We start from the raw sequence: 25,396 nt of genomic DNA, 5'->3' as shown, positions 1-25,396 counted from the left end.
GCCATGAGCTTGTTCGGCGGCGCGTCGTCACGCGCCTGGCAGCACTGGTGCGACGCGGAATGCGCGCACGCCGAAGACGCCGCCGTTGCGGCACCGGAGCGCCGGCAGTTCCTTCGCACCTCGCTTGGCGCCGCGGCTGGAGGCCTGTCCAGCCTCTGGCTCCCGGGCTGCGCCACCGCCTCGCCCACGGCGCCGGCCGACACCGTGGTGCTGAACGCCCGCGTCGCGACCATGGACGCGAAGACACCGCGTGCCCAGGCCTTCGCCATCGCGGGAGATCGGTTCGCAGCCGTCGGCAGCGACCGCGAGATCTCGCGCTGGGTCGGCCCGCGCACGCGCGTCATCGATGCAGAGGGCCGCTGCATCACGCCGGGCCTCATCGACTCGCATGCGCACTTCATCCGCGGCGGGCTCACCTACACGCAGGAGCTGCGCTGGGACGGCGTGCCAACGCTCGCCGATGCGCTGCGCATGCTGCGCGAGCAGGCGCTGCGCACCCAGCCGCCGCACTGGGTGCAGGTGGTGGGCGGCTTCTCGCCCTACCAGTTCCGCGAGAAGCGGCTGCCGACCCTGGACGAGATCAACGCCGCCACCGGCGAGGTGCCCTGCTTCGTCATGAACCTCTACGACCGCGCGTTCCTGAATCGCGCGGCCTTGCGCGTGCTCGGCTGGAACCGCGACACGCCGAATCCCTTCGGCAGCACCCTCGAAAAAGACGCCGCCGGCAACCCGACCGGCCTGGTGGTCAACACCACCAGCCTGGGCGGGCTGGTCGCGCTGTTCGCGCGCGTGCCCAAGCTGTCGGATGCGGACCAGGCGCTGTCGACCGAGCTCTACATGCGCGAGATGAACCGGCTGGGCCTCACCAGCGTGGTCGATGCGGGCGGCGGCGGGCAGAACTACCCGGAGCACTACGGCGGCATCCAGCGGCTCGCGAGCGAACGCCGGATGACGCTGCGCATCTCCTACAACCTGTTCGCGCAGCGCCCGGGCCAGGAGATCGACGACTACAAGCTGTGGTCGCAGAAAGTCTCGCCCGGCCAGGGCGACGACCATCTGCGCATGGTGGGCGCCGGCGAATACATCCTGTGGGCCGCGACCGATCCGGCCAACTTCGGCAAGAGCGTCGCGCAGGCGCCCGCCATCATGGAATCGAAGCTGACCGAAGTGGCGACCTACCTCGCCGGCAAGGGCTGGCCGATCCGCATGCATGCGAGCTACGACGGCACGGCCGCGCGCATCCTCGACGTGCTCGAGAAGGTGAACCGCGAGGTGCCGCTCAAGAACCTGCGCTGGGCGCTCGACCATTGCGAAGGCCTGTCGCCGCGCTCGATGGAGCGCGTGGCTGCGATGGGCGGCCGCATCGCGATCCAGAACCGCATGTCGCTGGACGGCGAGGTGTACGCGCAGACCTGGGGCCGCGAGGCCGCGGCCGATGCGCCGCCGATCGGCCGCATGCGCGCCATGGGCCTGCCGGTGGCCTGCGGCACCGACTCGAGCCGCGTGACCAGCTACAACCCCTGGGTCTCGCTGCATTGGCTGGTGACCGGCAAGACACTGGGCGACACGCGGCTCAACGCCGAGCGCAACCTGGTGAGCCGCGAGGTCGCGCTTCGGATGTGGACGCTCGAGGGTGCGGCACTGACCGGCGAGGACGCCCGCAAGGGCTCGATCGCGCCCGGCAATCTGGCGGATTTCGCGGTGCTGTCCGACGACTTCTTCGCGATCAAGGAGGACGCCATCAAGGACATCACGGCGGTGCTCACCATGGTCGGCGGCGAGGTGGTGCACGCGAGCGGACCCTTCGCGGCACAGGCACCGGCCACCGTCAAGCCGATGCCCGACTGGCTGCCGGTCAATGTCTACGGCGGCTACCAGCACCGCCGCGCCGGCAGCACCGCGTCGTCGCATGGCACGGGCTGCTGCGGCAGCGCTGCAACGGCTCCGATCATCATCGGCGACCGGGGTGCCTGGCGCTACCGGTGCGGCTGCGCGGCGATCTGAGGCGCCGCGCTCACTCGGGAATCAGGAGCGGCCCGCAGTTCTCGTCCGTGACGAAGAAGGCGAGCAGCTTCGCGCTGCGCACGGGGTCGGGGTTCTCCGCGAACACGTGCAGCGTGCCCGGCGGCTCGAAGAAAGTCTGGCCGGCCCGGTAGTCCTGCGCGGGAGTGCCTCCAAGCTGCGAGCGCACAGTCCCCTCGATCACGACGGCGGTCACCGAGCCCGGATGCCGGTGCGCCGGCGAGTAGGCGAGCGGCGGAAACTCGACGCTGACGGTCGTCACGTTCTTGCCCGGCACGTTCGGCAAGGGCTCGCAGGACAGCGGCTTGACGATGGTCGCGGGCCGCGCGCCGGCACCCGCCGTCGTTGCGGCCGACGCGAACATCGGCCGGCCGAGCGAGGTGCAGAGATCCCCGAACCATTGCACCGCGGAGCGCGGCGCCGCGGGTGCCAGCAGCATCCAGCCGGCGGCCAGGAGCAGCGCGGCGAGCCCGGCGCCGCGACGGCCGTGAAGGGAGAACGCGTTCATTGCATCGCTCCTTGCGGCAGGCGAAGCCCGGCATGCCATCCCAGTTCGCGCTTGGCCATTTCGCTGCTGACTTCCGGGCCATCCTCGGCGATGTTGAAGATGCTGCCGCCCGGCGAGCGCTGAAGCGCCTTCAGGGGGGCCCAGGCCGCGGCCTCGACGTGAACCGGGCTCGTGCCTTCGGGCGCCGTCCTCCAAGTGCCCGGTCCATAGAGCTGCCCGTATCTCAGCACGGTGCCCTTCAACGCGGCCGAGCCCAGCACCGATTGCTCCAGCGCGGCCACGCCGCGCACGCTGATACTGAGGCTGCCTTGCGCATCGAGGTCGAGCGGCTGCTCCTCGCGGCAGGGCTTGGGACCCGGCGCATAGGCCCAGGCGATGCTCTGCGCGATCATGCGGCCGCAGCCGGCCGCGAGCGCCGCCGCCACCAGGTTGCGCGTGCCCTCGGTGCGAATGCGCGCATTGCGGACCACTGCCTCGGCCATCGCCTTCGGGTCCAGGCTGCCCGGCAGGTCGGTGAGCTGGTGGATCACGGCCGCCGGCGCGATGCGCTTCAGGGCCGCGGCCAGTGCCGGCGCATCGAAGACATCGATCACCACCGGCTGCACGCCCCGCGCCTCCAGCGCCTTCGCCCTTTCCACCCGCCGGGTGCTGCCATGCACCGTGTAGCCCGCGCCGGTCAGCAACGGCACGAGGGCCCTGCCGATGGCGCCCGTGGCGCCGGCCAGAAATACCGTCTTCTCGCTCATTGCATGTTCTCTTTCAAGTTCACGGCGTCCAGCTTAGGTCTACGATGCCCCAGGCAAAAGAGCCAAGAATCGACAGAATGACCAGGCCATGATGAAGCGCCCTTTCCCTACCGGCATGCTGGAGCTCGACAGGACGCGGCAGGCGCCGCTGTACCGGCAGATCTACGAACGATTTCGCGCCGCCATCGAACAAGGCATGCTCAGGCCGGGCGATCGATTGGCCTCGGCGCGCAGCCTCGCCGGCGAGCTCGGCGTGGCGCGCGCAACGGTCGAGGCCGCCTACGGCCAGCTGGCGGGCGAGGGCTACTTCGTTGCGCGCGGGCAGGCGGGCACCGTGGTTTCGCCGCATCTGGCACAGCGCAGGCCGGTGCGCGCCGGCCGCGTCTCGGCCAAGGCACCGGCCGGTGCGCCGCCGGGCGCGGCCGAGGTGCCGCTGCCCTTCCAGCTGGGCATTCCTGCGCTCGATGCCTTTCCACGCAAGCTCTGGTCGCGGCTTGCGGCGCGCAGGATGCGCTCGATGAGCGCAGCTGACATGTTCTATGGCGACCCCTCGGGCTACGGGCCGTTGCGCGAAGCCATCGCCGCCTACCTGCTGGTCTCGCGCGGCGTCGCTTGCCGGCCGGCGCAGGTCTTCGTCACGGCCGGCTACCGCGCCTCGCTGGCGCTGGTCTCGCATGCGCTGCTCCAGCGCGGCGACACGGTCTGGATCGAGGACCCGGGCTTTCCGCCGACGCGCGAAGTGCTCCGCAGCGCTGGCCATCGCAGCGTGCCGGTGCCGGTGGACGAGGAAGGCATCGTGGTCGCGCAAGGCACACGCCGGGCGGCGAAGGCGAGGATGGCCATCGTCACGCCCTCGCACCAAGCACCGCTCGGCTTTTCGATGAGCATGGCGCGCCGCCTCCAGCTGCTCGACTGGGCGTCGAAGGCGAAGGCCTGGATCGTCGAGGACGACTACGACGGCGAGTACCGCTATGCCGGCCATCCCCTGCCAGCCCTCAAGAGCCTGGACACGCACGAGCGTGTGCTCTACGCCGGCAGCTTCTCCAAGGTTCTCTATCCGGGCCTGGCCCTGGGCTACGTGGTCGTGCCCGAGCCATTGGTGGAGCGCTGCGCGGAAACCGCACGAATCGGGTCCAACGGATGTCCGCAGCTCATGCAGGCCATCGTCTCCGACTTCCTGAAGGAAGGCCATTTCTCGCGCCACATCAAGAAGATGAGGCTGCTCTACGCGCGCCGCCGGGCGACGCTGGCGGCCGAGTTGCTGCGGGTCTTCGGCGAGCACGTACGCATCGACCTTCGCCGCGGCGGCATGCACCTGATCGCGCGCCTCGACGGTCTCGGCAACGACGACATGCTGGCAGGCCGCGCGCAACAGGCCGGCTTGAACTGCCAGGCGCTGTCGTTGCGCAGCATCGGCGCCGGCGGCGCGCAAGGGCTGCTGATGGGCTTCACGAACATCGCCTCGGCCGCCGAGGCGCGCCGGCTGGTGGCCAGGCTGCGCGCAGCACTCGGGTGAGTTCTGGTCTACCCTTCGCCATGCCCGTTCTTCCCGCCATCTTGCTGTTCCTGCATCTGCTCGCTGCCGCCTTCTGGGTCGGCGGCATGGCCGCGATGCACTTCGCCGTTCGGCCGGCCGCCGTTGCCACGCTCGAGCCGCCGCTCAGGTTGCCCTTCATGGCGGACACGCTGTCGCGCTTTTTCGTCGGCGTGGCTATCGCCATCGGCGTGCTGCTTGCGAGCGGGCTCTGGACGCTGATGCTTGCGGGCGGCTTCGCGCGCGTGCACTGGAGCGTGCATGCCATGCTTGCCGTCGGGTTGGTGATGATGGCCTTGTTCCTGCACGTCCGCTTCGCGCCCTACCCGCGCTTGCAGCGCGCGGTCGCGGTGCGCGATTGGCCGGCGGCGGCGGCGAATCTCGGCACCATCCGCAAGCTGGTGGCGACCAACCTGGCGCTCGGCGTGGCGGTGTTCGCGCTGGCGATCGTCGGGCGTGCGCTCTGAGGGCCGCGCTAGACATCATGGTCGCCGCCCGCAAGGGCCCGGTGGCCGGTCTCCAACATCGTAGGTTGCGCGCCGAGGCGCGTAGAGCTACATGCTGTGGCTTGCGCCGTCAGCAACAAGGAGACCGACCATGGAAGAGCGTACCAAGATTCACGTGGGCCTGGACGTCCACAAGGACAGCATCAGCGTGGCAGCGGCCGAGCCGGGCCGAGCGCCTGGACGACTGGTTGGCAAGGTCACGCACGACGTGAACAAGCTGCTGAAGGTGCTGGCCAAGGTCGGCTCCCCCGAGCAACTGCACATCGTGTACGAGGCGGGTCCGACGGGCTTCGGACTGCAGCGAGCGCTAAAGGCCAAGGGCTACAGCTGCGAGATCATTGCCCCGTCGCAGATCCCGCGGCGTCCTGGCGACCGAGTCAAGACCGACGGACGTGACAGCGTTCAACTGGCCGAGTGCTCGCGCGCCGGGCAGTTGAGCGCCGTGTGGATCCCCGATCCAGACGACGAAGCGATCCGTGACCTGTCACGGGCGCGCGAAGACGCGGTCCACAGTCGCGTCCAGGCCCGCCACCAGCTCAAGGGCTTCTTGCTGCGCCACGACGTGCGCTACACCGGCAAGACGTCGTGGTGCGGTGCCTACTACCGCTGGCTGGGGACGCTGAACTTCGGCGCCGGCGCCGCCCAGACGGCGTTCACCGAATACTGGCAAGCCGTGACGGCGGCAGACGATCGCGTCGATCGGCTGACGAAGGCGCTGCAGTCCTCCATTGCTGGCTGGCGCTTCGAACCGGTGGTCGGTGCGCTGCAGGCACTGCGTGGTGTAGCCGCGATCACAGCGATTGGGTTGGTGGCCGAGATCGGCGACCTCGGGCGCTTTGCGCATCCGCGCAAGCTCATGGGCTATCTCGGGCTGGTTCCGTCAGAGCATTCCAGCGGCGAGCGCACGAGCCGCGGCAGCATCACCAAGACGGGCAACGCGCACGCGCGCCGACTACTGACCGAAGCCGCCTGGAACTACCGCTTCAAGGCGCGCATCTGCAAACAAGCGCAGATTCGACAACAAGCGTTGTCCGAACCGATACGAAGGATGGCCTGGACGGCGCAGCTGCGGCTGACTCAGCGGTTTGCCGCTTTGAATGCGCGTGGCTTGCAAGCCAACAAGGCCTGCGTCGCAGTCGCAAGAGAGCTGGCCGGCTTCGTCTGGGCCATCGGCATGCAGGCGCAGCGCGAGAAAGTCGAGTCAAGCTGAAGAAACGGAGCAACCCGGATCGATCTGGCGATGCGATACGAGCAACGATAGGGCAACCCTCGAGGCTCCTACAAGGGCACCGCAAGGCAGATCCCCGACTCTAGAGCGAGGCAGGCCCGTGACGAATCGATGAAGTGCTGGTAACCAATCCGCGGATATGAGTCTGATTCATCGTCGCTGCAACGCTCGTGTCGCATCACCCGATCGATCCCAACATACAACCCATAACCATGCAGTGACGCTATTGACAGTGGCGACCACGCCGAGTGCAACCAATTCGTTGATGTCTCGCAGCGCGGTATCGGGCGAACACTTCGCCATCGAGGCCCATTTGCTGCTCGTCAGCTTGCCCTCGAAACCATCGAGCAGCCGGTTGACGAGCTTGATCTGCCGCTCGTTCAACGGCGTCTCGGCCCAGCGCTGCCAGAAGCGTGACTTGCCCAGCACGGCCGACAGCGATGCCTCCGCGCCCTCGATCGCGCGCAACAGGCAGCCCAGGAGCCAGGCCAGCCATGGCGTGACGTCCATCGTGCCCTTTTGCGTCCGCTCCAGCATCTCGTAGTAGTCCTTGCGCTCGCGCTGGATCTGTGCCGAGAGGCTGTAGAAGCGCTGGCTCGACCCTTCTGCGCGGGCCAGCGCCATGTCGCCCACGGCGCGCGCGATGCGTCCGTTGCCGTCGTCGAAGGGATGGAGCGTGACGAACCACAGATGGGCCAGGCCCGCGTGGACGAGCAGATCGCCGCCGCGCGACAGCTCGAACCATTCAAGGAAGCGGGCCATCTCCGCCTCGAGCCGCTGCGCAGGCGGTACCTCGAAGGGCACCTTGCGCCGCCCGACGGGGCCCGACACCACCTGCATCGGCCCTGCCGCATCGTCGCGCCACTCGCCGGTGCGGATCGGCGAGAGACCGCTGTACCCCGTCGGGAAAAGCGCGGCATGCCAACCGAACAGGCGCCCGCGGGTCAGGGGTTGTCCAGCGGCGCCGGTGGCGTCGAGCACCATCTCCACCACGCCGTCGACGTGCCGGTCGGCCGGCGCCAGGGCGCCGATATCCAGGCCCAGGCGGCGTGCGATGGACGAACGCACGGTCTCCGGGTTGAGCTGCTCGCCTTCGATCTCGCTCGTCTTGAGCACGTCGTCGGTCAGCACCCGCAGGGTGGCCGCATCCCGCTGCGGCATGCCCATGGCCGTCATCCGCCCGAGCAGATGGCCTTGGGCGCCGTGGACTGCAGCGAGCGGGGCGGCAAGGCGGGACGGGTCGTAGTGCAGGCGCGGCCAACTGGGGCGCTGCCAGATATAGACGCCTGCTTCGTAATCTCCGCAAATAGGCTCGGACGCGTACCCCGAAACCTCAGCGAACCACTGTCCACCAGGCTGCGGCCCAGGCCAGCGCGAGGCTGGTGATGAGCGCGGCCGAGACGCGCAGCGCATAGCCGAGGCCGCCGGAGATGGCGGCCACCGTGCAGCGCGTCAGCGTGTTGGCACTGACCGCCAGGCAGACGCCGAGCACGAAACGCTCGGCCTGCAAGGCGCCGGCCGCATGCAGCGAGGCCAAGGACGCCACGGGCGCATGCGCGTCCGCCAAGGCGGCGAGCGCGACGCTGATGCCGAGCCCGGCATCGCCGAAGCGGCGCTGTGCGCTGCCCACCAGCACTGCGACCACAGCCAGCATCGCGGCGACGGCGAGCGCTTCGCGCGGACGCAGCGCGCTGCCCTTTCTCTCCGGCTGCTCGGCGTCACCCGCCGATCGCTGCGACCAGACCGGCAGCAGGCCGACGGCCGCCGCGCCGAGCGCACCAGCGAGTGCGGCGGGCAGCAGCGCGGCGGCGGCGACGGGCGACAAGGCGACGCTCATCAGCAGGGCCTGCACCCAGGTCGCCACCGCCGACAGCGCGGCGCCCGATGCCAGCACCGGCGTCTGCGCGGGCTGCGCGCGGGCCCGGCCGCCGAACGAGGCCACGGTCGCGGTGCTCGAGACGAATCCCGACAGCAGGCCGGACACCAACAAGCCGGCGCGCACGCCGAGCCAGCGCAGCGCCAGCTGCCCGAAGGCCTGGATTCCCATGATCAGCAGCACCAGTGCCGCGAGCGGCCGCGGCTCGATGCCGCCGAGCGCGGCGATCGGCTGCGACGGAATCAGCGGCAGCGCGATCAGCGCGAGCGCGGCCAGCAGGATCGCGTCATGGACTTCCTGCTGGCTCAGCCATTGCGTCGCGAAACGGTGCAGCCGCGTGCGTGCAACCAGCAGCAGCGCGATGCCGGCCCCGCAGGCGGCGCCCAGCGCCGGCGAGAGCACCGATTGCACGCCGACCAGATAGGTGGCGAAGAGCGCCACCTCGGTCGTGAGCCCCGGATCGCGCGAGCGGCTCTTCCAGTACGAGAGCGCGCCGAGCAGCCCGATCACCGCCGCGCCCACGACGACCAGACCCGACACCGGCAGCAGTTGCGCGAGCGCGCCTGCCACCGACGCCAGCGCGAAGGTACGCAGGCCCGCGGCCGCCCGGTCCGCACCGCGGCCCTTGCGGCGCTCGCGTTCGATGCCGATCAGAAGGCCCGCGCCCAACGCAACGGCCAAGCCGACGATCGCGTCCTGCGTTGGGCCGTTCACGCTGTGTCCGCGCCGCTAGACCACGCCCGCGTCGCGCAGCGCGGCGCGCTGCTTTTCGTCGATGCCCAGTTCGGCCAGCACCTCGTCGGTGTGCTGCCCGAGTGCCGGCGGCGCATGGCGCTGCACCGGCGGCGTGCCTTGCAGGCGCAGCGGACTCGCCACGCCGACGATATGGTCGATGCCGTCGCCGGCCTGGCGCGGCATCGACACCGCGAGGCCGCGCGCCTTGACCTGCTCGTCCTCGAAGGCCTGCGCGATGTCGTTGATCGGGCCGCAGGGCACCGCCTTGTCCTCGAGCAGCGCGATCCACTCGGCGGTGGTGCGCGTGCGCGTGACGGCCTCCATCTGCGGGATCAGCACCTCGCGATGGCGCACGCGCAGCGTGTTGGTCGCAAAGCGTGGGTCGCTGGCCCAGTCGGCATGGCCGGCCGCCTCGCAAAAGCGCGCGAACTGGCCGTTGTTACCAATGGCCAGCAGCATTGCGCCGTCCTTCGTATGGAAGTCCTGGTAGGGCGCCAGGCTCGGGTGGCTGTTGCCTTGCCGCTGCGGCGCGACGCCGGTGTTGAGGAATGCGCTGGCCTGGTTGGCGAGGATGGCCATGCCGACGTCGAGCAGCGCCATGTCGATGTGCTGGCCTTCGCCCGTGCGATGCCGCACCTCGAGCGCGGCCAGGATGGCGCTCGACGCGTAGACGCCGGTGAACAGGTCGGTGAGCGCCACGCCCACGCGCAGCGGGCCGCCGCCGGGCACCTCGTCGGGCCGGCCGGTAATGCTCATCATGCCGCTGGTGGCCTGGATCATCAGGTCGTAGCCGGCGCGCGAGGCATGCGGGCCGTCGTGGCCGAAGCCGGTCACGCTGCAGTAGATGAGCCGCGGATTGGCCGCGCGCAGGCTTTCGTGATCGAGACCGTACTGCTTGAGGCCGCCGGTCTTGAAGTTCTCCACCACGATGTCGCTCTGCGCGGCCATCTTCTTCAAGAGCGCCTGGCCCTCGAGCGAGGCCATGTCGATGGTGACCGAGCGCTTGTTGCGATTGCAGGCGGTGAAGTAGGTGGCCTGGTCGGTGTCGCGGCCGTGCGCGTCCTTCAGGAAGGGCGGGCCCCAGGTACGCGTGTCGTCGCCGACGCCGGGGCGTTCGATCTTGACGACGTCGGCCCCCAGGTCGGCGAGGATCTGGGTGCACCACGGACCCGCGAGCACGCGGGAGAGGTCGAGAACCTTGATGCCGTCGAGTGCTGCGGCAGCCATGTCAATTGGCGAAAGCGGCGATGCCGGTTTGGGCACGTCCCAGGATCAGCGCATGGATGTCGTGCGTGCCTTCGTAGGTGTTGACCACCTCGAGATTGACCAGGTGCCGCGCCACGCCGAACTCGTCGCTGATGCCGTTGCCGCCCATCATGTCGCGCGCCAGGCGGGCAATGTCGAGCGCCTTGCCGCAGGAGTTGCGCTTGAGCAGCGAGGTGACCTCGACCGAGGCCGTGCCCTCGTCCTTCATGCGGCCCAGGCGCAGGCAGCCCTGCAGGCCCAGCGTGATCTCGGTCTGCATGTCGGCCAGCTTCTTCTGGATCAGCTGGTTGGCCGCGAGCGGGCGGCCGAACTGCTTGCGGTCCAGCGTGTACTGGCGCGCGCGGTGCCAGCAGTCCTCGGCGGCGCCGAGCGCGCCCCAGGAGATGCCGTAGCGGGCGCTGTTGAGGCAGGTGAAGGGGCCTTTCAGGCCCTGCACTTCGGGGAACGCGTTCTCTTCGGGGCAGAACACGTTGTCCATCACGATCTCGCCGGTGATGCTGGCGCGCAGGCCAACCTTGCCGTGGATCGTCGGGGCGGAGAGGCCCTTGGCGCCCTTCTCGAGCACGAAGCCACGGATCGGGCCGACCGCGCCGCTCTCGCTCACTTCCTTGGCCCAGACCACGAACACGTCGGCGATCGGGCTGTTGCTGATCCACATCTTGGCGCCGGTGAGCGAGTAGCCGCCGGCCACCTTCTTGGCGCGCGTGACCATGCTGCCGGGGTCGGAACCGTGGTCGGGTTCGGTCAGGCCGAAGCAGCCGATCCATTCGCCGGTGGCGAGCTTGGGCAGGTATTTCTGCTTCTGCGCCTCGGTGCCGAACTCGTTGATCGGCACCATCACCAGCGAGCTCTGCACGCTGGCCATCGAGCGGTAGCCCGAATCGACGCGCTCGACTTCGCGCGCGATCAGGCCGTAGCAGACGTAGTTGAGGCCGGGGCCGCCGTACTGCTCGGGGATCGTCGGGCCCAGGAGGCCGAGCGCACCCATTTCGCGAAAGATCGCGGGGTCGGTCTCGCCGCTGCGAAAGGCGTCGAGCACGCGCGGCGCCAGGCGTTCCTGGCAGTAGGCATTGGCAGCGTCGCGCACCATGCGTTCGTCGGCGGTGAGCTGCTGGTCGAGCAGAAGAGGATCTTCCCAGTGAAAGGCGGCGTGGGCCATGGCGGTCTCCGGTATAGGGGGCTTGAGGTTCGTCCGCGATCGTAAGCGCGCGGCATGGCGAGCGCAAACGAGGATTCCACACCCAGTTATGCGTTCCGCTCACTTCAGAGCACAATGCCGGAGCGTCTTGCCATTGGAAGCGCGGTTGCTTCAACTATGTAGCACTCGCATACCATGCGTCGAAAAATCCCGTCCACCCAGGCCCTGATCTGCTTCGAAGCGGCCGCACGCCACGAGAGCTACACGCGCGCGGCGCAGGAACTCGCGCTCACGCAGAGCGCGGTGTCGCGCCAGATCACGGCGCTGGAGGACTTCCTCGGCATGGCGCTGTTCCGCCGCACGCGCCACGGCGTGGCCCTGACGCCGGGCGGCGCCGACTACGCGCGCCAGATCGCGCGCCAGCTCGACACCATGGAGCGCGACACGCTCGACGCGATGGCGCGCCAGGGCCTGGGCGGCTCGCTGCAGCTCGCGGCGGTGCCGACCTTTGCCACGCGCTGGCTGATCCCGCGGCTGCCCGGCTTTGCCGTCCTGCATCCCGACATCACGGTGCACATCGAAACGCGCACCCGTCCTTTTCTCTTCAACGACACCCCCTTCGATGCCGCGCTCTACGCGGGCACGATCGCGCAGACGGCCAACTGGGCCGGCACGCAGTCGACCCTTCTGCTGCATGAAGACGTGGTGCCGGTGTGCAGCCCGGCGCTGATGGCGCCGCGCAAGCAGCTCTCGCCGGCCGCGGTGGCACGGCTGCCGCTCCTGCAGCAAAGCACCCGGCCCGACGGCTGGCACCAGTGGTTCGACGCGCAGGGGGTGGACGCGCCGCGCGCGCGCAGCGGCCCGCGCTACGAGCTGTTCTCGATGCTGGCAATCGCGGCCGCGCACGGGCTCGGCATGGCGCTGATGCCGCGCATGCTGATCGAGCCCGAGCTGGCGCGCGGCGAGCTGGTCGTGGCCTGCAACCGGCCGCTGCGCGCGGAGCGCGGCTACTTCCTGGTGACGCCTGCGACGCACGACGAGCGACCGGCGCTCGGGTTCTTTCGCCAGTGGCTGGTCGAGCAGTGCGCGGCCGCCGATCAGACCGGCAAGGCCAGCAGGCGCCCCGACAGGGGCGCGCTCGCCAGCGTGTCCAGTGCCACGCTCTGACGCGCGGTCGTGATGTAGAGCTGGTGGCCATCCGGCCCGCCGAAGACCAGATCGGTCGCGCACGGCACCGGCAGCCCCACCACGCGATCGAGCTGGCCGTCGGCGCTGAAGCGCACCACCGACCAGCCGTCGCACAGCGCGGTCCAGATGCCGCCCGCCGCATCGAAGGCCACGCCGCTGATCCGCCCCGAGCCCCTGGGCACGGTGGCAAGCCGGCGCACGGTAGGCGCGCCGGCCTGCATCAGCAGGATGGCCCCCGAGCCCGGCGCCGCCGCATAGAGCGTGCGGTCGTCGCCGCGCCAGCGCAGGCACTGCACCGGCTCGCCGATGCGCCACTTCACATCCAGGCCGCCGTCCTCACGCACCAGGCCGATCGCGGTGCCCGCTTCGGGCAGCGCGACGGCGGCCCAGACCGCATCGTCCTCGCCGTTGCACACCGCGAGGACCGCGCCCTTCAGCCAGGACGCCAGCGGCGTCGTCGAACCATCGGCCGCGACCACGAAGGCGCCGTGCCCGTGCACCGCCACCAGTGCATCGCCGCGCCGCAGCAGGCCGACCACCGAGGCTTCGAGCGTGGCGAGTTCGCGATCCCGTTCGCCGTCCCACACGCGCACCGAGGGCGCGAGCACGTCGGCCCACCAGAGGCGCTGGCCGTCCGCCGACCACAAGGGGTGCGCACCATGGAAGGCCCACGGGCCCGGCAGCGCCGAGACCGAGGCTTCGCTCTGCGCCGCGGCCTCGGCGCCCTGCGGCTGCAGCTGCGCGCCGACGCGCCGCGCGGCCTCCGCCACTTCGGGACCCAGCAGTTCGAGCCGAGCGCGCGTGAGGCGCCAGGCCGGGCCGGCCACGCTGATCGCGCCGCGCACCTGCCCCGCCGCATCGACCACCGGCGCGCCGACGCAGCGCACGCCGAGCGCGATCTCCTCGTCGTCGATCGCATAGCCGCGCGAGCGCGTGATGCGCAACTCGGCCTGCAGCCGGCGCCGGTCGGTGATGGTGAGCGGCGTGAGTGGCTTCAGCACCGCATCGCGCACGATCGCATCGCGCGCCGCGTCGGGCATAGCCGACAGGATGGCCTTGCCCTGGCTGGTGCAGTGCACCGGCTTGCGCTGGCCCAGCACCGCGGCCGAGCGCTGGCTGTGAGCGCCGTCGCAGCGCTCCAGCGAGATCACCTCGCGGCCATCGAGCGCGGCGAGGTAGGTGGTTTCGCCGGTCAGGTCGCGCAGCGCGCGCAGCTCGAAGGCGGCGGCGGCCACCAGGTCGGGCATTGCATAGGCCTGGCGCGCCATCTCGAAACAGCGGAATCCCAGGCAATAGACCTTGCGCAGCGGATCGCGCCGCACCAGCCCGCGCGCGACCAGGGTCGCCAGCAGCCGGTAGACGGTGGTGCGCGGCAGCGCGAGGCGCTCGGCCAGCTCGCTCTGGCCCAGGCCCAGGCCCTCGGGCGCGGAACCGATCGCGTCGAGCACGTCGAGCGCCTTTTCGAGGGCGCCGGTGCCGTCGCCGGAGGATGTGGCCATGGTTTGTCTCAGATGCTGGTACTGGCCTGCCAATCGTCCCTGCGCAGGCGGTGGCGTCGATTCTATTTTTGGCCACCTCTCACTACGATGCCTGTTCCCCCGCGCCGGGTGCCGGCCCACCTTTCGGTTCCACATGTTGAGACAGACCATGACCGCCCACGCTCCCTTGCCGCCTGCCGCGATTCCGCAGCGCCCGCCCGTGCCCCATGTGCCCGACGCGGTGCTCGACCGCCTGGCCCGCGCCAGCAGCGGCTCGCTGACCACGCAGCTCTACATCAAGGGCTTTCGCCAGCCGGTGCTGCATGGCCTGACGCCGCTCAACCGGAGGATCAAGCCTTTCGCGGGCCGCGCCTACACGATGCGCTTCATCCCGGCGCGCGAGGACGTCGACGTCTACGGCAACCTCAAGACCGAACCAAGCGCCGACAACCTGCAGTGGGTGGGCGTCGAGCAGCTCGAGCCGGGCCACGTGCTGGTGATCGACAGCAACAAGGACGGCCGCGCCGCCTCGATGGGCAGCATGCTCATCACGCGGATGATGATGCGCGGCGCGCGCGGCGTGGTCACCGACGGCAGCTTCCGCGACGGCACCGAGCTCAGGGAGATGGACTTTCCGATCTGGTGCACCGGCGTGACCGCGACCACCCGGCTGGCCTTCCACCACGTGGCCGACCTGCAGGTGCCGATCGGCTGCGCGGGCGTGGCGGTGTACCCGGGCGACGTGATCCACGGCGACGGCGACAACATCACCGTGATCCCGGCGCACCTGGCCGAGGAGATGGCCGATCTGTGCGAGCAGCGCGACGACATCGAGGCCTATCTCGCGCTGCGCGTGCGCGCCGGCGAGGCGCTGTGGGGCCTGTACCCGCCGAGCGAGGCGACGCGCCAGCAGCACCGCGAATGGGTCGCCGCCGGCCGCCCGACTCTCGTTGCCAACCAGAGACCGCTATGACCGCCTTCACCCCCGCCTATTACGAAACCCTCATCCGCCGCTATTTCGACGCCTGCAACGCCGCCGACTACCAGGCGCTGGTCGACTGCTTCACGCCCGACGCGGTGCACTACTTCCCCGCCGGCCTGCCCGAGATTCCCTGGCGCACGGCCGACACCATCGCGAAGAAATGGCAATGGTGCGTCGAGACCCTGGGCTCGCAGTGGACCATCGAGCGCATCATCGTGAGCCACGACAAGCCCGAGGCCATGATCGAGTGGACCCACTGGAAGAACAGGAGCGGCACCGCCCTGCGCGGCGCCGAGTGGTACGAGTTCGATCCCGAAAGCGGCCGGATCGCCGAGATCCGCGCCTACTACGCCTCGACAGCGGACAAGAGCGTGGCGATCAACGAGCTGGTCGATTTCGACTATGCGGGTCGCGGCTATCACCTGAAGAGCGAATAAGGAAGAGAATCGCGTCCCGGGTCCCCGAGTCCCCGAGTCCCGGTCAAGGATGGAGACGCGCGATGCCTACCTACCAGTACCGTTGCCAGAAATGCGGCGAGGTCTTCGAGCACGCCGAACATGTTGCCGAGCATGCCACCGTCCATTTGCGCTGCCCCAAATGCGGCAGCGAGACGGTCCAGCCGGTGCCGACACAATTCTTTGCCAGGACATCCAAGAAGAGCTAGGCATCCGGCCCGGCGCTCTTCTATGCTTTGAGGCTTGCCGCATCGTCGGCAGCACGCGTTTGTTGTAGGTCAAACCTTTTTCGAGGAGCGAACATGTCACTGCGCATCAACGACGAAGCCCCCAACTTCACGGCCAAGACGACCAAGGGGGATATCAACTTCCACGAATGGATCGGCGACCAATGGGCGATCCTGTTCTCGCACCCCAAGGACTTCACGCCGGTGTGCACCACCGAGTTGGGCTACATGGCGAAGATCGAGCCCGAGTTCACCAAGCGCAACGCCAAGCTGATCGGCCTGAGCATCGATCCGGTGGATGCCCATGACCGCTGGTCCAAGGACATCGAGGAAACGCAGGGCTACCTGCCGACCTACCCGATGATCGGCGACACCGACCTCGCCGTGGCCAAGCGCTACAACATGCTGCCGGCCGAGGAACCCGGCACCTCCGAGGGCCGCACCGCCGCCACCAACGCGACCGTGCGCTCGGTCTTCATCATCGGCCCGGACAAGAAGATCAAGCTGATGCTGACCTACCCGATGACCACCGGCCGCAACTTCGACGAAATCCTGCGCGTGCTCGACTCGATGCAGCTGACCGCCAAGCACAAGGTCGCCACGCCGGTGAACTGGAAGCAGGGCGAGGACGTGATCATCGCCGGCTCGGTGTCGGACGACGACGCGAAGAAGCTGTTCCCGGGCGGCTGGGACGCGCCCAAGCCCTACCTGCGGGTGGTCAAGCAACCGGGCTGAACCGGGAGCGCGGCATGCTCTTCGAACAGGTCGCGACCGGGGGCTGCCAGTCCTACCTCGTCGGCTGCGACCAGAGCTGCGCCGCCGCGCTGATCGATCCGGAACTGAGCCAGATCGACCACTACATCGCGCTCGCCGCCCGCGACGGCGTGCGCATCCGCTACCTGATCGACACCCACACGCATGCCGACCACTTCTCGGCCACGCGCGAACTCGCACGGCAGCTCAAGGTGCCGGTGGTGATGCACCGCAAGAGCCCGGCTCCCTTCGTCGACATGCGGCTGGGCGACGGCGAGATGATCGTGTTGGGCAAGCTCAGGCTGCAAGTGATGCACACGCCGGGCCACACCGCCGACTCGATGTGCCTGCAGGTGGAAGACCGGCTGTTCACCGGCGACACGCTGCTCATCGGCGCCACCGGTCGCACCGACCTGCCCAGCGGCGACCCGGAAGCGCTCTACGACAGCCTGTTCAACCGCGTGCTGCGCCTGGACCCGGCGCTCAAAGTCTGTCCGGCGCATGACTACAAAGGACGCACACATTCGACCATCGGCGAGGAGCTGGCATCGAACCCGCGCCTGCAGAAGCGCGAGCGCGCCGAGTTCGTCGAAATGATGAACAGCCTCAATCTCACGATGCCCACACATGTGACCGAGGCGCTGCGCACCAACATGAGCGGCGGCAAGACGGTGGCGCGCCTCCTGGCCGAAGCGGGCGCGACGGTGCCCTTCATGTCGCTGGCCGAGCTCAAGACGCGCGTGGAGGCCGGCGAGGACGATCTCATCGTGCTCGACGTGCGCGAGCGCGAGGCCTACGAGGGCGGCCACATTCCCGGCGCGCGCCTGCTGCCGCGCGGCCAGCTGGAGCTGCGCGTCAACCAGGACCTGCCCGATCCCACGCGGCGCATCCTGAGCTGCTGCGAGCTGGGCTACATCTCGACGCTGGCGGCCGCAACCTTGCGCGACATGGGCTTCCTGCACGCGGTCGCGCTCGATGGCGGCATGAAGGCCTGGCGCGAGGCGGGTTATCCGCTGAAAGCCGGGCGCGAGCCCTGAGCTCGCGGCCGCCGCTAAAGCTGCTCCTCCGGCACGAACAGCGATATCAGGCGCAGCTTGAGGCGCAGCAGCCAGGTCGATTCCGGCTCCTCGTCGAGCCGTTCCGGTTCGCCCTCCGGATCGAGGCCGATCCATTCGAGGCTCTGTCCATCGGGCTTGAGGCGGACTTCGTAGACGCCGACGTTGGTCTCGACGCGGTAGAAGTCCAACAGCTGCGCAACGAGCCCGGGGCTGCGCACCAGCAAGCCCAGCTGGGTATTGATCAACGCCGAGCGGCCGTCCAGGTTCAGGGAGCCGGCCAGCAGGATCTTCCGGTCGACGAAGCCGAGCTTGGCATGCAGCCGGCCGGTCGAGCTGCCGAGCACGCTGCGCAGGCCGGCATCGCGCTTGAGGCGCCCCGAGGTGACCTCGAACACCCGCACCCCCAGGCGCAGCATCTCGAGCCGGTAGCGCTCGTAGCCGGCGCCGACCAGCGGCTCGTCGCTGACGCCGGTGGCGTTGGTGAAGATGCGCACGTCGACACCGCGCGCACGCAGCTGCCGCAGATGCGCCATGCCGACGCGTCCGGGCACGAAGTAGGGCGAGACCAGGATCACTTCCGACTTCGCTTCGGTGGCCAGCAGACGGATCAGCCGGCCGGTGACCGAGTCCGCGCCCGGCTCGTAGCTGTCGTTGCGCAGCTTGACCGGCGCGTCCGCAAAGGCGCCGGCCGGAGCGATGAAGAAGCCGAACAGGCCCTCGTCGCTCGGGTCCGGACGCGGCCGCAGCGCGTTGCCGGCGGCCACCTCCGAGAGCCCCGGCACCGAGCCCCCGGTATCGCCCGCGGTCCGCTGCTCGAAGCGCGCCCGGCGCTGCGCCGCATCGAGGCGGTTGCCCGCCACCGCCTGCAGCGGGTAGACGCGCTCGCTGTTCCAGTAGGCATCGAAGGAGCGCGAGAGCTCGGGCACGAGCGCGCCGGCCGCGAGCAGGTCGAAGTCGATGAAGTTGGACCGCGCGCTGCGCAGGAAGTAGTCGTCGGCCAGGTTGCGCCCGCCGGCGATGGCGAAGACGCCGTCGGCGACGAAGAGCTTGTTGTGCATGCGGTGGTTGAGGCGGTCGAAGTCGGTGAGGAACTGCCACAGCCGCACCGGCGACGCGTCGCGGCCGTAGGCGAAGGGATGAACAGGCGCACCTCCGCCCCGGGGTGGGCGGCCAGGCCGAGCAGCAGCTCGTCCAGGCCTTCGGTATGGAAATCGTCGACGAGCAGGCGCACGCGCACGCCGCGCTCGGCCGCATCGCGCATCGCGCGCAGCAACAGCCGGCCGGTGGCGTCGTCGGCGATGTGGTAGGTCTGCAGGTCGAGCGAGCTTTGCGCGCGGGCGATCAGTTCGAGCCGGGCCGCGAGCGCGTGATGCGGCATCGGGATCGAGCGCAGCGCCGACTGGCCCGGCGGGATGGCCAGCTCGCGCGCGAGCGCCGGCAGAGGCGCATCGGCCGGGGCCGCGATGCTGGTCGATACCGGCCGTTCGACGACGCTCGGCAGGCTGGCACAGCCGCACACCAGCAGCGACAGCACAAGGGCACTCAGCGCAGCCACGGCTCGGGCCGGCATGTGGACCTCACTCTTCGCGCCAGCGTGCCACAGCCGGCCGGCAGCATCAAGCCGGCCGCCGAGGGTTACGAGACGCCCTGGCACCAGGACGGCCACTACTGGCCGATCCGGCCGCTGGCCAATTGCACACGTGGGTGGCGCTCGAGGAATCGACTGTAGAGAATTGCTGCCTGCGCGTGATCCCGCGTTCGCACCGGGTCGGCGTGCTGCGTCCGCATCTGCACGAGGACCGGACCGACCTCACGCTCAACCAGCGCTTGGCGGCCGGCCGGCTGAGCTTTCAGCGGCAGCGCCGGCCCAGCGGCTGCCGGTTCAGCAGGTTGCGATGCGCCCGGCCGATCTCGCTGCCCTGGTCGGCGGCGCGAATGAACCAGTCCAGCGCTTCGCAGGGCTGGCGCTGCACCGCGTTGCCGAACAGCGCCGGTCCGCCCAGCAGGGCCATGCCCAGCATCTCCTGCGCAGGGCGAAAGCCGGCTTCCGCCGATGTGCGCAGCCAGCGCAGCATGGCGCGGTAGTCCTTCTCGGTCTGCGCTTCCAGCGCCAGCGCAAAGCGCTGTTCTGGCGTCAGCCGCACTGCGGCCGTGCCAGCGGCGCCGCTCGGCATCGATGCGAGGGCGATCGCCACCGTCGCGGCGACCCACGCGCAGCGCCAGCCGATCCGCAGGCTTGCATGCCATTCGCTACTCATCGATCTCTCCTTGGAAGCATGGGAGCGGCCAGTCTGCTGCGCCAGCGCCTTCTCTGAAAATGCGGAAGTTGCGAAGGCCGCCTCAGGCAGCGGCTGAGGGCTGCGTGATACGGTGATGCCATGCGCTTCGACCTCACCGACTTGCGGCTTTTCCAGAACGTCGTCCAGGCCGGCACGATCACCGGCGGCGCGGAGCGCACGCACATGACGCTGGCCTCGGCCAGCGAGCGCGTGCGCGGCATGGAGGCCGAACTCGGCGTCGCGCTGCTGGTGCGCGACCCGCGCGGCGTGGAGCCGACGGAGGCCGGTCGGACCTTGCTGCACCATGCGCGCGCCGTGCTGCTGCAGATGGAGCGGATGCACGGCGAACTGGGCGAATACGGGGCGGGGCTCAAGGGCCACGTGCGGCTGCTGTGCAATACCTCGGCCCTGACGGAACATCTGCACGAGGCGTTGAGCAGCTTCCTGGCGCTCCATCCGCGCATCTCGGTGGACCTGGAGGAGCGCGCCAGCCACGACATCGTCGAGGCGCTGCGCAGCGAGCTCGGCGACATCGGCATCGTGTCGGACGCGGTGGACCTGGCCGGCCTGGAGAGCTTCGTCTTCAGGGAGGACCACCTGGTGCTGGTGGTGCCGCGCGGCGACGCGCTGGCGAAGCGGCGCCGGGCGGCGTTGCGCGAGGTGGTGGGCCGCGAGTTCGTCGGCCTGACCGGCAGCAGCCCGCTGCAGGAACTCGTCTCGCACCACGCGAAGCGCCTGGGCCGGCGGCTTGCCTACCGCGTGCGCGTGCGCCACCTCGAAGCGGTCTGCCGCATGGTCGAACAAGGGATCGGCGTCGGCATCGTGCCGCAGACGGTGGCCGCGCGCTGCGCCAGGTCGATGAAGATCGCGCGCATCGCGCTCATCGACGACTGGGCCGTGCGCAATCTGATGGTCTGCGTGCGCCGCCGCGAAGACCTGCCTTCCAATGCGCAGCTCATGCTGCGCCACCTGCTGGAGGCGCCATGACGCTGAACTACCTGGATTTCGACTACAGCGAGGACACGCAAGGCATCGGCGTCTTCGACGCGATGGCCTCCACGGCGCCGGATCGGGCGGCAGACGTGGATGCCGAGATCGCCCTGGTGCTCGACTGGGCGAGCGCCAGCTTTCCGGATCGCCGCGGCCCGGTGGGCGACGGCGGCGACTGGGACTACGACCTGCAGGACACGCAGGAAGCCGGCTGGCGCACGGTCACGCTGTCGATCAGCGGGACGCGGGAATTCTGCGCGGCCTTCAGCCTGCGCTTCGCGCTGGAGAGTGGGCCCTGACTTCTCTCAGGCGAGCAGGCCGGCCATGGTGCTGACGGGCACCTCTTCGCTGGTGCGTTGCGGGACGGCGGCGATCACTTCCTCGGCCGACGCCTTGTCGTGTTCGTGCAGCCAGGGGATGACCTCGCCCTCGCGAAGCATGGCCAGCTCGCGCTCGTAAAAGCTCATCAGCTCGGTACCGGTGCTGTACGACAGGAAGAGCTTCATGTCGTGGTCCGCGATGGCCAGGTAGCCGCCGAGCACCTGCTCGACGTGCAGGTGATGCAGGCCGCTGGCCCGCAGGTTCATGCCGGAGCGGAACAGCGCCTCCGCAGTCATCGCCGTCGACATCGACAGCGTGCCCCGGGTCCGCATCAGCGCTTCGGACTGCGCGATGCGGGCGATGAAGCCGGCGAGATTGTGGCCGCGGAAGCGGGGATGCACCCAGCCGGCGCCGATGTAGCCGTACAACGCGTGCGGCCTGAGCTCGGGGCCGCTGTCCGGAAACCAGCCTTCGGGCTTCTTGGGGCGGTAGAGCGCGCCCCGGCTGTAGGCCTCTCCGACACGCCGAGTCTCGCCGCTGTTCTGCATGGTCCGGAAGCCGGTCAGCGCCACGGGTGCGTTGCCGTCGTCGAAGCAGACCCAGAAGTTGTAGGGATTGAAGTCTTTCGGATCTTCCAGAACGAAAGGAAGCTGGACGTAGCCGGTGCCCGTGGCGACTTCATAGGTCTTCAGCAGCACCGCCAGATCGTCGCCGAAGCTCACGTTCAGGCCGGACGCTTCCAGGTGCAGCACGAGTTGGTCCTGATATTCCTCGAGTTCGGAGAGTTGCATGACTGTGTCCTTGAAGTGATGGGGGCCGGCAAGCGTCGCGAAATCTCGCCGGCCTGCGCATTACTCCACTTGCTCAGTTACGACGCAAGTTGTATCTGCCTCTCGAACCCTAAGAGTGGGGTCTAGAGTACAAACCGTTACACAATGTAAGAAAAAGGTAAACATGCTACCGCCGGTATGCACTCCCGCTTGTCGACGTCTGAAAACAAAAGGCACAAGCGCGACACGGCGCCATAGGCCGTATGGCGGAAGACGAGGCCCCCCGGGGCCCTCCATGATCGTCAAATAGTCACAAAATTGCCGAAATCGGCGACAAAGAGAGCTCGCGAAGGGGCACTCGCGTCTAAAGTCGAAGGCACGCAAGGGAATCATGAGCACAGCGAAACTGCGAATCACGGGGCCCGAATCGAGCCCCTACGTGCTCGGCGCTCCCATGCACCTGTTCGACGGCTCGACGCATATCGGCATCCTGGATCCGGTTCCCGTGAACCGCGAAGGCACCGAGGTCCACATCGAGCACTTCACGCCGTCCATCCTCGTCAGCCAGCAGAAGCTGGAGATCAGCAAGCTCGCGCTGGTCGAGATGGTGATGTTCGTCGCCGAGAACTTCACCTCCGTGCAGGCGATCAGCCTTTCGCTGAGCCGGCAGATCGAGGGCTACGGCGACGGCATGCGGCTCGCCGGCGCGCGCTCCGCGTTTCTGCAGAGCATCGGCGCCGGCCACATCATGATCACGCCCAAGCCCGACGCCGAGCACATGGGCCACTTCGTGGTCGCCGGGCTGTGGGAATACAACCCGACGAATCTCGCGGCCCTCGCTTCGGTGCTCCAGGCCGAGCGCGAGGCCTACTACAACGGGCGGGAAGCCGCTGCCGCCAAGGCGAAGCTTTCGCGCTCGGAGTCGTGGGTGCGGCGCCTTTTCTCGCGCCCGGCGCCGTCCGCCGACGCGAACGAGTAGCGCCGGGGCGAACGCAAGCGCTCAGGGCCGCTTGCCGAACTCCGCGCTGTCCGCCGTCCAGGCCAGCGACTGCTCGCTGAGGCTGAAGCCCAGGCCCGGCCGGTCCGGCACCCACATGCGGCCGTCCTTCAGCTGCAGGCGTTCGTTGAACATCGGCTCCAGCCATTCGAAGTGTTCCAGCCAGGGCTCCTGCGGATAGGCCGCGGCCAGGTGCAGGTGGATCTCCATCGCGAAATGCGGCGCCAGCTTGCGGCCCTTGAAGTCGGCGAGCTGCATGATCTGCAGGAAGGGCGTGATGCCGCCCACGCGCGGCGCATCGGGCTGCACGAAGTCGCTCGCGTTGCCCATGATCAGCTGCGCATGCTCGCCGAAGCTGGTGAGCATCTCGCCGGTGGCGATCGGCGTGTCGAGCGAGGCGGCGAGCGCGGCATGGCCTTCGATGTCGTAGGCATCCAGCGGCTCTTCGATCCAGGTGAGGTTGTGTTCTTCGAGGCGGCGGCCCACGCGCTGGGCCGTGGTGCGGTCCCATTGCTGGTTGGCGTCGACCATCAGGTGGAAGTCGGGGCCCAGCAGTTCGCGCACGGCCGCGACGCGCTTCAGGTCGGTCGCGATGTCGGGCTGGCCGACCTTGATCTTGATGCCGCCGATGCCGCTCTCGCGCGAGATCCCGACGTTCCTGAGCACCTGTTCGAGCGGTGTGTGCAGGTAGCCGCCCGAGGTGTTGTAGCACTGGACCGAGTTGCGCTGCGCGCCCAGCAGCTTGGCCAGCGGCAGCCCGGCGCGCTTGGCCTTCAGGTCCCACAGCGCGATGTCGAAGGGCGCGATGGCCTGCGTGGTCAGGCCGCTGCGGCCCATCGAGGCGCCAGCCCACAGCAGATGGGTGAAGAGCCTGGCGATGTCGTTCGGGTCCTCGCCCAGCAGGTTGGGCGCCAGCTCCTTCGCATGGGCATACATGCCGGGCCCGCCGGCGCGCTTGGAGTAGCCGAAGCCGACGCCTTCGTGGCCGTCGCGCGTGCGCAGCTCGGCGAAGATGAAGGCGATCTCGGTCAGCGGCTTCTGCCGGCCGGTGAGCACCTTGGCATCGCTGACCGGCACCGCCAGCGGCAGGTAGACCAGCGACAGCTTGATCCAGTCGATGCGGTCGGCCGCATCGGCGGCGGTGCGCTCGCCGACGGCCTGGCGGGCATAGGAAACGCTTTGTTCGGTGCTCACTTGAAACTCCTGTCTGTCTGCGGAATGACTTTGCTGCAATTCAGTCGGCCTTGATGCCGGCGGTGTGAATCACCTTGGACCAGCGCTCGATTTCCTTCTTCACGAACTCGCTGTAGTCGCTCGACTTCGAAGCCACCACCACGAAGCCATTGCCTTCGAGCTTGGCGCGCACGGCGGGCTGCGAGAAGGCCGTGACCATCGCGGCCTCGAGCTTGTCGACCACCGCCTTGGGCGTGCCCTTGGGCGCCGACAGGCCGGTCCACGACACGGCCGTGAAGCCCGGGTAGCCCGATTCGGCCACGGTGGGCACATCGGGGTAGAGCGGGTTGCGCTCGGCGCTGGTGACGACCAATGCGCGCAGCTTGCCGGCCTTGACGTGCTGCAGCACCGCGTCCTGGTTGGTGAACATGCCGGGGATCTGGTTGGCCAGCACGTCGTTGAGCGCCGGCGCACCGCCCTTGTAGGGGATGCCGACCATGTCGAGCCCCGCGGTCTGCTTCAGGTACTCGGTCGTGAGATGCCCCGAGGACGAATTGACCTGCCCGTAGCTGAACTTGCCCGGGTTGGCCTTGACCCAGGCGATGAACTCCTTGAAGGTCTTGGCCGGAAAACTCGGATGCACCACCAGCACGTTCGGCCCCGCGGCGAGCTGCGAGATCTGGATGAAATCGCGCGCGGAGTCGTAGCTCGGCTTGGGCGTGAAGCCGTGCGCGATCGCGTTGCTGCCGATGCCCGAGAGCAGCAGCGTGTAGCCGTCGGGCGCCGCGCGCGCCGCCTCGGCCGTGCCGATGGTGCCGCCGGCACCGCCCTTGTTGTCGACCACGAAGGGCTGCTTGAGCTGCTTGCCGAGTTCCTCGGCGATCAGGCGGCCCATGATGTCGCTGGTCCCGCCGGCCGGGAACGGGACGAGCACCCGCACCGGCCTGCTCGGATAGTCGTCCTGCGCCTGCGCTGCGAAGGGCAGCGCGAGCAGGCCGGCCAATGCGCCGGCGATGAAAAAGGATCGCTTGCTGAGCATGTCTTTGTCTCCTTGGGTGCGCGGAATCACCGTTTTCGAATGTGTTTTTCATTCTCGTGCTCCATGCCTTCGTCGCAAGGCCGGCCGGCGCTGAACCGGCGCGCTCGTCCCGGCATGTGGGACCCGC

General features: G+C 69.0%; 27 protein-coding genes. 14 read left to right on the top strand and 13 right to left on the bottom strand.

Features of this window, described 5'->3' with window-relative positions; all coding sequences use genetic code 11:
- Nucleotides 1-3 precede the first annotated feature (3 nt).
- Nucleotides 4-2,004: an amidohydrolase gene (locus ACSQ9I_RS01150; RefSeq protein WP_436312007.1), complete on the top strand. Its 2,001-nt coding sequence runs from the start codon at nucleotides 4-6 to the stop codon at nucleotides 2,002-2,004.
- Nucleotides 2,005-2,014: 10 nt separating this feature from the next.
- Here ACSQ9I_RS01150 and ACSQ9I_RS01145 read toward each other — a convergent pair whose 3' ends face one another.
- Nucleotides 2,015-2,530 carry a cupin domain-containing protein gene (locus tag ACSQ9I_RS01145; RefSeq protein ID WP_436312006.1) on the bottom strand — a complete coding sequence of 172 codons (516 nt, stop codon included), beginning with the start codon at nucleotides 2,528-2,530 and terminating at the stop codon, nucleotides 2,015-2,017.
- Entirely contained in the window at nucleotides 2,527-3,276 is a 750-nt protein-coding gene (locus ACSQ9I_RS01140) for an NAD-dependent epimerase/dehydratase family protein (RefSeq protein ID WP_436312005.1), read from the bottom strand. The genes ACSQ9I_RS01145 and ACSQ9I_RS01140 overlap by 4 nt, the downstream gene beginning before the upstream one ends.
- Before the next feature lie 88 nt (nucleotides 3,277-3,364).
- On the opposite strand from ACSQ9I_RS01140, the gene ACSQ9I_RS01135 reads away from it, so the two are divergent.
- From ACSQ9I_RS01135 to ACSQ9I_RS01125, 3 genes are all read left to right on the top strand, one after another.
- Nucleotides 3,365-4,792: a PLP-dependent aminotransferase family protein gene (locus tag ACSQ9I_RS01135; protein ID WP_436312004.1), complete on the top strand. Its 1,428-nt coding sequence runs from the start codon at nucleotides 3,365-3,367 to the stop codon at nucleotides 4,790-4,792.
- Nucleotides 4,793-4,812: 20 nt separating this feature from the next.
- A complete protein-coding gene (locus ACSQ9I_RS01130) occupies nucleotides 4,813-5,277 on the top strand; it encodes a CopD family protein (RefSeq protein ID WP_436312003.1) in 465 nt (154 codons plus the stop codon).
- 130 nt (nucleotides 5,278-5,407) lie between these two features.
- Complete coding sequence (locus ACSQ9I_RS01125) at nucleotides 5,408-6,526, top strand: IS110 family transposase (protein ID WP_436312002.1); 1,119 nt, start codon at nucleotides 5,408-5,410, stop codon at nucleotides 6,524-6,526.
- A gap of 168 nt (nucleotides 6,527-6,694) precedes the next feature.
- Here ACSQ9I_RS01125 and ACSQ9I_RS01120 read toward each other — a convergent pair whose 3' ends face one another.
- From ACSQ9I_RS01120 to ACSQ9I_RS01105, 4 genes are read right to left on the bottom strand one after another with little or no spacing between them, the layout of a single operon-like run.
- Entirely contained in the window at nucleotides 6,695-7,852 is a 1,158-nt protein-coding gene (locus ACSQ9I_RS01120) for a Fic family protein (protein WP_436315693.1), read from the bottom strand.
- 25 nt (nucleotides 7,853-7,877) lie between these two features.
- Complete coding sequence (locus ACSQ9I_RS01115) at nucleotides 7,878-9,134, bottom strand: MgtC/SapB family protein (protein WP_436312001.1); 1,257 nt, start codon at nucleotides 9,132-9,134, stop codon at nucleotides 7,878-7,880.
- 15 nt (nucleotides 9,135-9,149) lie between these two features.
- Entirely contained in the window at nucleotides 9,150-10,382 is a 1,233-nt protein-coding gene (locus ACSQ9I_RS01110) for a CaiB/BaiF CoA transferase family protein (protein WP_093104451.1), read from the bottom strand.
- Nucleotide 10,383: 1 nt separating this feature from the next.
- Complete coding sequence (locus tag ACSQ9I_RS01105; protein WP_436312000.1) at nucleotides 10,384-11,580, bottom strand: acyl-CoA dehydrogenase; 1,197 nt, start codon at nucleotides 11,578-11,580, stop codon at nucleotides 10,384-10,386.
- A 174-nt stretch (nucleotides 11,581-11,754) separates the two neighbouring features.
- Here ACSQ9I_RS01105 and ACSQ9I_RS01100 point away from each other — a divergent pair, with 174 nt between their 5' ends.
- Entirely contained in the window at nucleotides 11,755-12,726 is a 972-nt protein-coding gene (locus ACSQ9I_RS01100) for a LysR substrate-binding domain-containing protein (protein ID WP_436311999.1), read from the top strand.
- On the opposite strand, the gene ACSQ9I_RS01095 is transcribed toward ACSQ9I_RS01100, so the two are convergent.
- Nucleotides 12,657-14,246 (bottom strand): IclR family transcriptional regulator domain-containing protein, encoded by a 1,590-nt coding sequence (locus tag ACSQ9I_RS01095; protein ID WP_436311998.1) that lies wholly within the window; start codon nucleotides 14,244-14,246, stop codon nucleotides 12,657-12,659. The two genes, ACSQ9I_RS01100 and ACSQ9I_RS01095, sit on opposite strands and share 70 nt — an antisense overlap.
- A gap of 148 nt (nucleotides 14,247-14,394) precedes the next feature.
- Between ACSQ9I_RS01095 and ACSQ9I_RS01090 the strand changes: the two genes are divergently transcribed.
- From ACSQ9I_RS01090 to ACSQ9I_RS01070, 5 genes are all read left to right on the top strand, one after another.
- Nucleotides 14,395-15,198 carry a ribonuclease activity regulator RraA gene (locus ACSQ9I_RS01090; protein ID WP_436311997.1) on the top strand — a complete coding sequence of 268 codons (804 nt, stop codon included), beginning with the start codon at nucleotides 14,395-14,397 and terminating at the stop codon, nucleotides 15,196-15,198.
- Nucleotides 15,195-15,644: a nuclear transport factor 2 family protein gene (locus ACSQ9I_RS01085; RefSeq protein ID WP_436311996.1), complete on the top strand. Its 450-nt coding sequence runs from the start codon at nucleotides 15,195-15,197 to the stop codon at nucleotides 15,642-15,644. The genes ACSQ9I_RS01090 and ACSQ9I_RS01085 overlap by 4 nt, the downstream gene beginning before the upstream one ends.
- A gap of 62 nt (nucleotides 15,645-15,706) precedes the next feature.
- A complete protein-coding gene (locus ACSQ9I_RS01080) occupies nucleotides 15,707-15,871 on the top strand; it encodes an FmdB family zinc ribbon protein (protein ID WP_093104460.1) in 165 nt (54 codons plus the stop codon).
- 93 nt (nucleotides 15,872-15,964) lie between these two features.
- A complete protein-coding gene (locus ACSQ9I_RS01075; protein WP_093104462.1) occupies nucleotides 15,965-16,624 on the top strand; it encodes a peroxiredoxin in 660 nt (219 codons plus the stop codon).
- 14 nt (nucleotides 16,625-16,638) lie between these two features.
- Nucleotides 16,639-17,679 (top strand): MBL fold metallo-hydrolase, encoded by a 1,041-nt coding sequence (locus ACSQ9I_RS01070; protein ID WP_436311995.1) that lies wholly within the window; start codon nucleotides 16,639-16,641, stop codon nucleotides 17,677-17,679.
- Nucleotides 17,680-17,693: 14 nt separating this feature from the next.
- Here the strand turns inward: ACSQ9I_RS01070 and ACSQ9I_RS01065 are convergent, their stop codons facing one another.
- Together ACSQ9I_RS01065 and ACSQ9I_RS01060 are read right to left on the bottom strand one after the other, a co-directional pair.
- The gene (locus ACSQ9I_RS01065; protein WP_436315692.1) at nucleotides 17,694-18,233 is read right to left on the bottom strand and encodes a phospholipase D-like domain-containing protein; all 540 of its coding nucleotides are present in this window, start codon (nucleotides 18,231-18,233) and stop codon (nucleotides 17,694-17,696) included.
- A gap of 74 nt (nucleotides 18,234-18,307) precedes the next feature.
- Complete coding sequence (locus ACSQ9I_RS01060; RefSeq protein ID WP_436315691.1) at nucleotides 18,308-19,000, bottom strand: hypothetical protein; 693 nt, start codon at nucleotides 18,998-19,000, stop codon at nucleotides 18,308-18,310.
- Between ACSQ9I_RS01060 and ACSQ9I_RS01055 the strand changes: the two genes are divergently transcribed.
- The gene (locus tag ACSQ9I_RS01055) at nucleotides 18,905-19,429 is read left to right on the top strand and encodes a hypothetical protein (protein ID WP_436311994.1); all 525 of its coding nucleotides are present in this window, start codon (nucleotides 18,905-18,907) and stop codon (nucleotides 19,427-19,429) included. The two genes, ACSQ9I_RS01060 and ACSQ9I_RS01055, sit on opposite strands and share 96 nt — an antisense overlap.
- Nucleotides 19,430-19,550: 121 nt before the next feature.
- Here the strand turns inward: ACSQ9I_RS01055 and ACSQ9I_RS01050 are convergent, their stop codons facing one another.
- Entirely contained in the window at nucleotides 19,551-19,958 is a 408-nt protein-coding gene (locus ACSQ9I_RS01050; RefSeq protein WP_436311993.1) for a sel1 repeat family protein, read from the bottom strand.
- A gap of 120 nt (nucleotides 19,959-20,078) precedes the next feature.
- On the opposite strand from ACSQ9I_RS01050, the gene ACSQ9I_RS01045 reads away from it, so the two are divergent.
- Both ACSQ9I_RS01045 and ACSQ9I_RS01040 read left to right on the top strand, forming a co-directional pair.
- A complete protein-coding gene (locus tag ACSQ9I_RS01045) occupies nucleotides 20,079-20,966 on the top strand; it encodes a LysR substrate-binding domain-containing protein (RefSeq protein ID WP_436311992.1) in 888 nt (295 codons plus the stop codon).
- Entirely contained in the window at nucleotides 20,963-21,268 is a 306-nt protein-coding gene (locus tag ACSQ9I_RS01040; RefSeq protein ID WP_436311991.1) for a hypothetical protein, read from the top strand. The genes ACSQ9I_RS01045 and ACSQ9I_RS01040 overlap by 4 nt, the downstream gene beginning before the upstream one ends.
- Nucleotides 21,269-21,274: 6 nt before the next feature.
- Here ACSQ9I_RS01040 and ACSQ9I_RS01035 read toward each other — a convergent pair whose 3' ends face one another.
- The gene (locus tag ACSQ9I_RS01035; protein WP_436302378.1) at nucleotides 21,275-22,081 is read right to left on the bottom strand and encodes a hypothetical protein; all 807 of its coding nucleotides are present in this window, start codon (nucleotides 22,079-22,081) and stop codon (nucleotides 21,275-21,277) included.
- A gap of 370 nt (nucleotides 22,082-22,451) precedes the next feature.
- Here ACSQ9I_RS01035 and ACSQ9I_RS01030 point away from each other — a divergent pair, with 370 nt between their 5' ends.
- Complete coding sequence (locus ACSQ9I_RS01030; protein WP_093104471.1) at nucleotides 22,452-23,039, top strand: hypothetical protein; 588 nt, start codon at nucleotides 22,452-22,454, stop codon at nucleotides 23,037-23,039.
- A gap of 21 nt (nucleotides 23,040-23,060) precedes the next feature.
- On the opposite strand, the gene ACSQ9I_RS01025 is transcribed toward ACSQ9I_RS01030, so the two are convergent.
- The gene (locus tag ACSQ9I_RS01025) at nucleotides 23,061-24,176 is read right to left on the bottom strand and encodes an L-talarate/galactarate dehydratase (protein WP_436315690.1); all 1,116 of its coding nucleotides are present in this window, start codon (nucleotides 24,174-24,176) and stop codon (nucleotides 23,061-23,063) included.
- A 115-nt stretch (nucleotides 24,177-24,291) separates the two neighbouring features.
- Entirely contained in the window at nucleotides 24,292-25,269 is a 978-nt protein-coding gene (locus ACSQ9I_RS01020; protein ID WP_436311990.1) for a Bug family tripartite tricarboxylate transporter substrate binding protein, read from the bottom strand.
- Between the last annotated feature and the right edge of the window lie 127 nt (nucleotides 25,270-25,396).

This window comes from Variovorax sp. LjRoot84, from assembly GCF_964254305.1.
Lineage (GTDB): Bacteria > Pseudomonadota > Gammaproteobacteria > Burkholderiales > Burkholderiaceae_C > Variovorax.
The sequence above is the reverse complement of the archived record's forward strand: the minus strand, read 5'-3'. Positions and strand labels throughout refer to the sequence as shown.

What these genes read in the sequence shown, in the direction of transcription:
- ACSQ9I_RS01080 (WP_093104460.1), top strand. Translation starts at nt 15,707, where the DNA reads ATGCCTACCTACCAGTACCGTTGCCAGAAATGCGGCGAGGTCTTCGAG.
- ACSQ9I_RS01030 (WP_093104471.1), top strand. Translation starts at nt 22,452, where the DNA reads ATGAGCACAGCGAAACTGCGAATCACGGGGCCCGAATCGAGCCCCTAC.
- ACSQ9I_RS01125 (WP_436312002.1), top strand. Translation starts at nt 5,408, where the DNA reads ATGGAAGAGCGTACCAAGATTCACGTGGGCCTGGACGTCCACAAGGAC.
- ACSQ9I_RS01050 (WP_436311993.1), bottom strand. Translation starts at nt 19,958, where the DNA reads ATGAGTAGCGAATGGCATGCAAGCCTGCGGATCGGCTGGCGCTGCGCG.
- ACSQ9I_RS01140 (WP_436312005.1), bottom strand. Translation starts at nt 3,276, where the DNA reads ATGAGCGAGAAGACGGTATTTCTGGCCGGCGCCACGGGCGCCATCGGC.
- ACSQ9I_RS01095 (WP_436311998.1), bottom strand. Translation starts at nt 14,246, where the DNA reads ATGGCCACATCCTCCGGCGACGGCACCGGCGCCCTCGAAAAGGCGCTC.
- ACSQ9I_RS01110 (WP_093104451.1), bottom strand. Translation starts at nt 10,382, where the DNA reads ATGGCTGCCGCAGCACTCGACGGCATCAAGGTTCTCGACCTCTCCCGC.
- ACSQ9I_RS01145 (WP_436312006.1), bottom strand. Translation starts at nt 2,530, where the DNA reads ATGAACGCGTTCTCCCTTCACGGCCGTCGCGGCGCCGGGCTCGCCGCG.
- ACSQ9I_RS01035 (WP_436302378.1), bottom strand. Translation starts at nt 22,081, where the DNA reads ATGCAACTCTCCGAACTCGAGGAATATCAGGACCAACTCGTGCTGCAC.
- ACSQ9I_RS01105 (WP_436312000.1), bottom strand. Translation starts at nt 11,580, where the DNA reads ATGGCCCACGCCGCCTTTCACTGGGAAGATCCTCTTCTGCTCGACCAG.
- ACSQ9I_RS01070 (WP_436311995.1), top strand. Translation starts at nt 16,639, where the DNA reads ATGCTCTTCGAACAGGTCGCGACCGGGGGCTGCCAGTCCTACCTCGTC.
- ACSQ9I_RS01130 (WP_436312003.1), top strand. Translation starts at nt 4,813, where the DNA reads ATGCCCGTTCTTCCCGCCATCTTGCTGTTCCTGCATCTGCTCGCTGCC.
- ACSQ9I_RS01100 (WP_436311999.1), top strand. Translation starts at nt 11,755, where the DNA reads ATGCGTCGAAAAATCCCGTCCACCCAGGCCCTGATCTGCTTCGAAGCG.
- ACSQ9I_RS01065 (WP_436315692.1), bottom strand. Translation starts at nt 18,233, where the DNA reads ATGGCGCATCTGCGGCAGCTGCGTGCGCGCGGTGTCGACGTGCGCATC.
- ACSQ9I_RS01150 (WP_436312007.1), top strand. Translation starts at nt 4, where the DNA reads ATGAGCTTGTTCGGCGGCGCGTCGTCACGCGCCTGGCAGCACTGGTGC.
- ACSQ9I_RS01020 (WP_436311990.1), bottom strand. Translation starts at nt 25,269, where the DNA reads ATGCTCAGCAAGCGATCCTTTTTCATCGCCGGCGCATTGGCCGGCCTG.
- ACSQ9I_RS01040 (WP_436311991.1), top strand. Translation starts at nt 20,963, where the DNA reads ATGACGCTGAACTACCTGGATTTCGACTACAGCGAGGACACGCAAGGC.
- ACSQ9I_RS01055 (WP_436311994.1), top strand. Translation starts at nt 18,905, where the DNA reads ATGGAAATCGTCGACGAGCAGGCGCACGCGCACGCCGCGCTCGGCCGC.
- ACSQ9I_RS01085 (WP_436311996.1), top strand. Translation starts at nt 15,195, where the DNA reads ATGACCGCCTTCACCCCCGCCTATTACGAAACCCTCATCCGCCGCTAT.
- ACSQ9I_RS01135 (WP_436312004.1), top strand. Translation starts at nt 3,365, where the DNA reads ATGATGAAGCGCCCTTTCCCTACCGGCATGCTGGAGCTCGACAGGACG.
- ACSQ9I_RS01075 (WP_093104462.1), top strand. Translation starts at nt 15,965, where the DNA reads ATGTCACTGCGCATCAACGACGAAGCCCCCAACTTCACGGCCAAGACG.
- ACSQ9I_RS01090 (WP_436311997.1), top strand. Translation starts at nt 14,395, where the DNA reads ATGACCGCCCACGCTCCCTTGCCGCCTGCCGCGATTCCGCAGCGCCCG.
- ACSQ9I_RS01045 (WP_436311992.1), top strand. Translation starts at nt 20,079, where the DNA reads ATGCGCTTCGACCTCACCGACTTGCGGCTTTTCCAGAACGTCGTCCAG.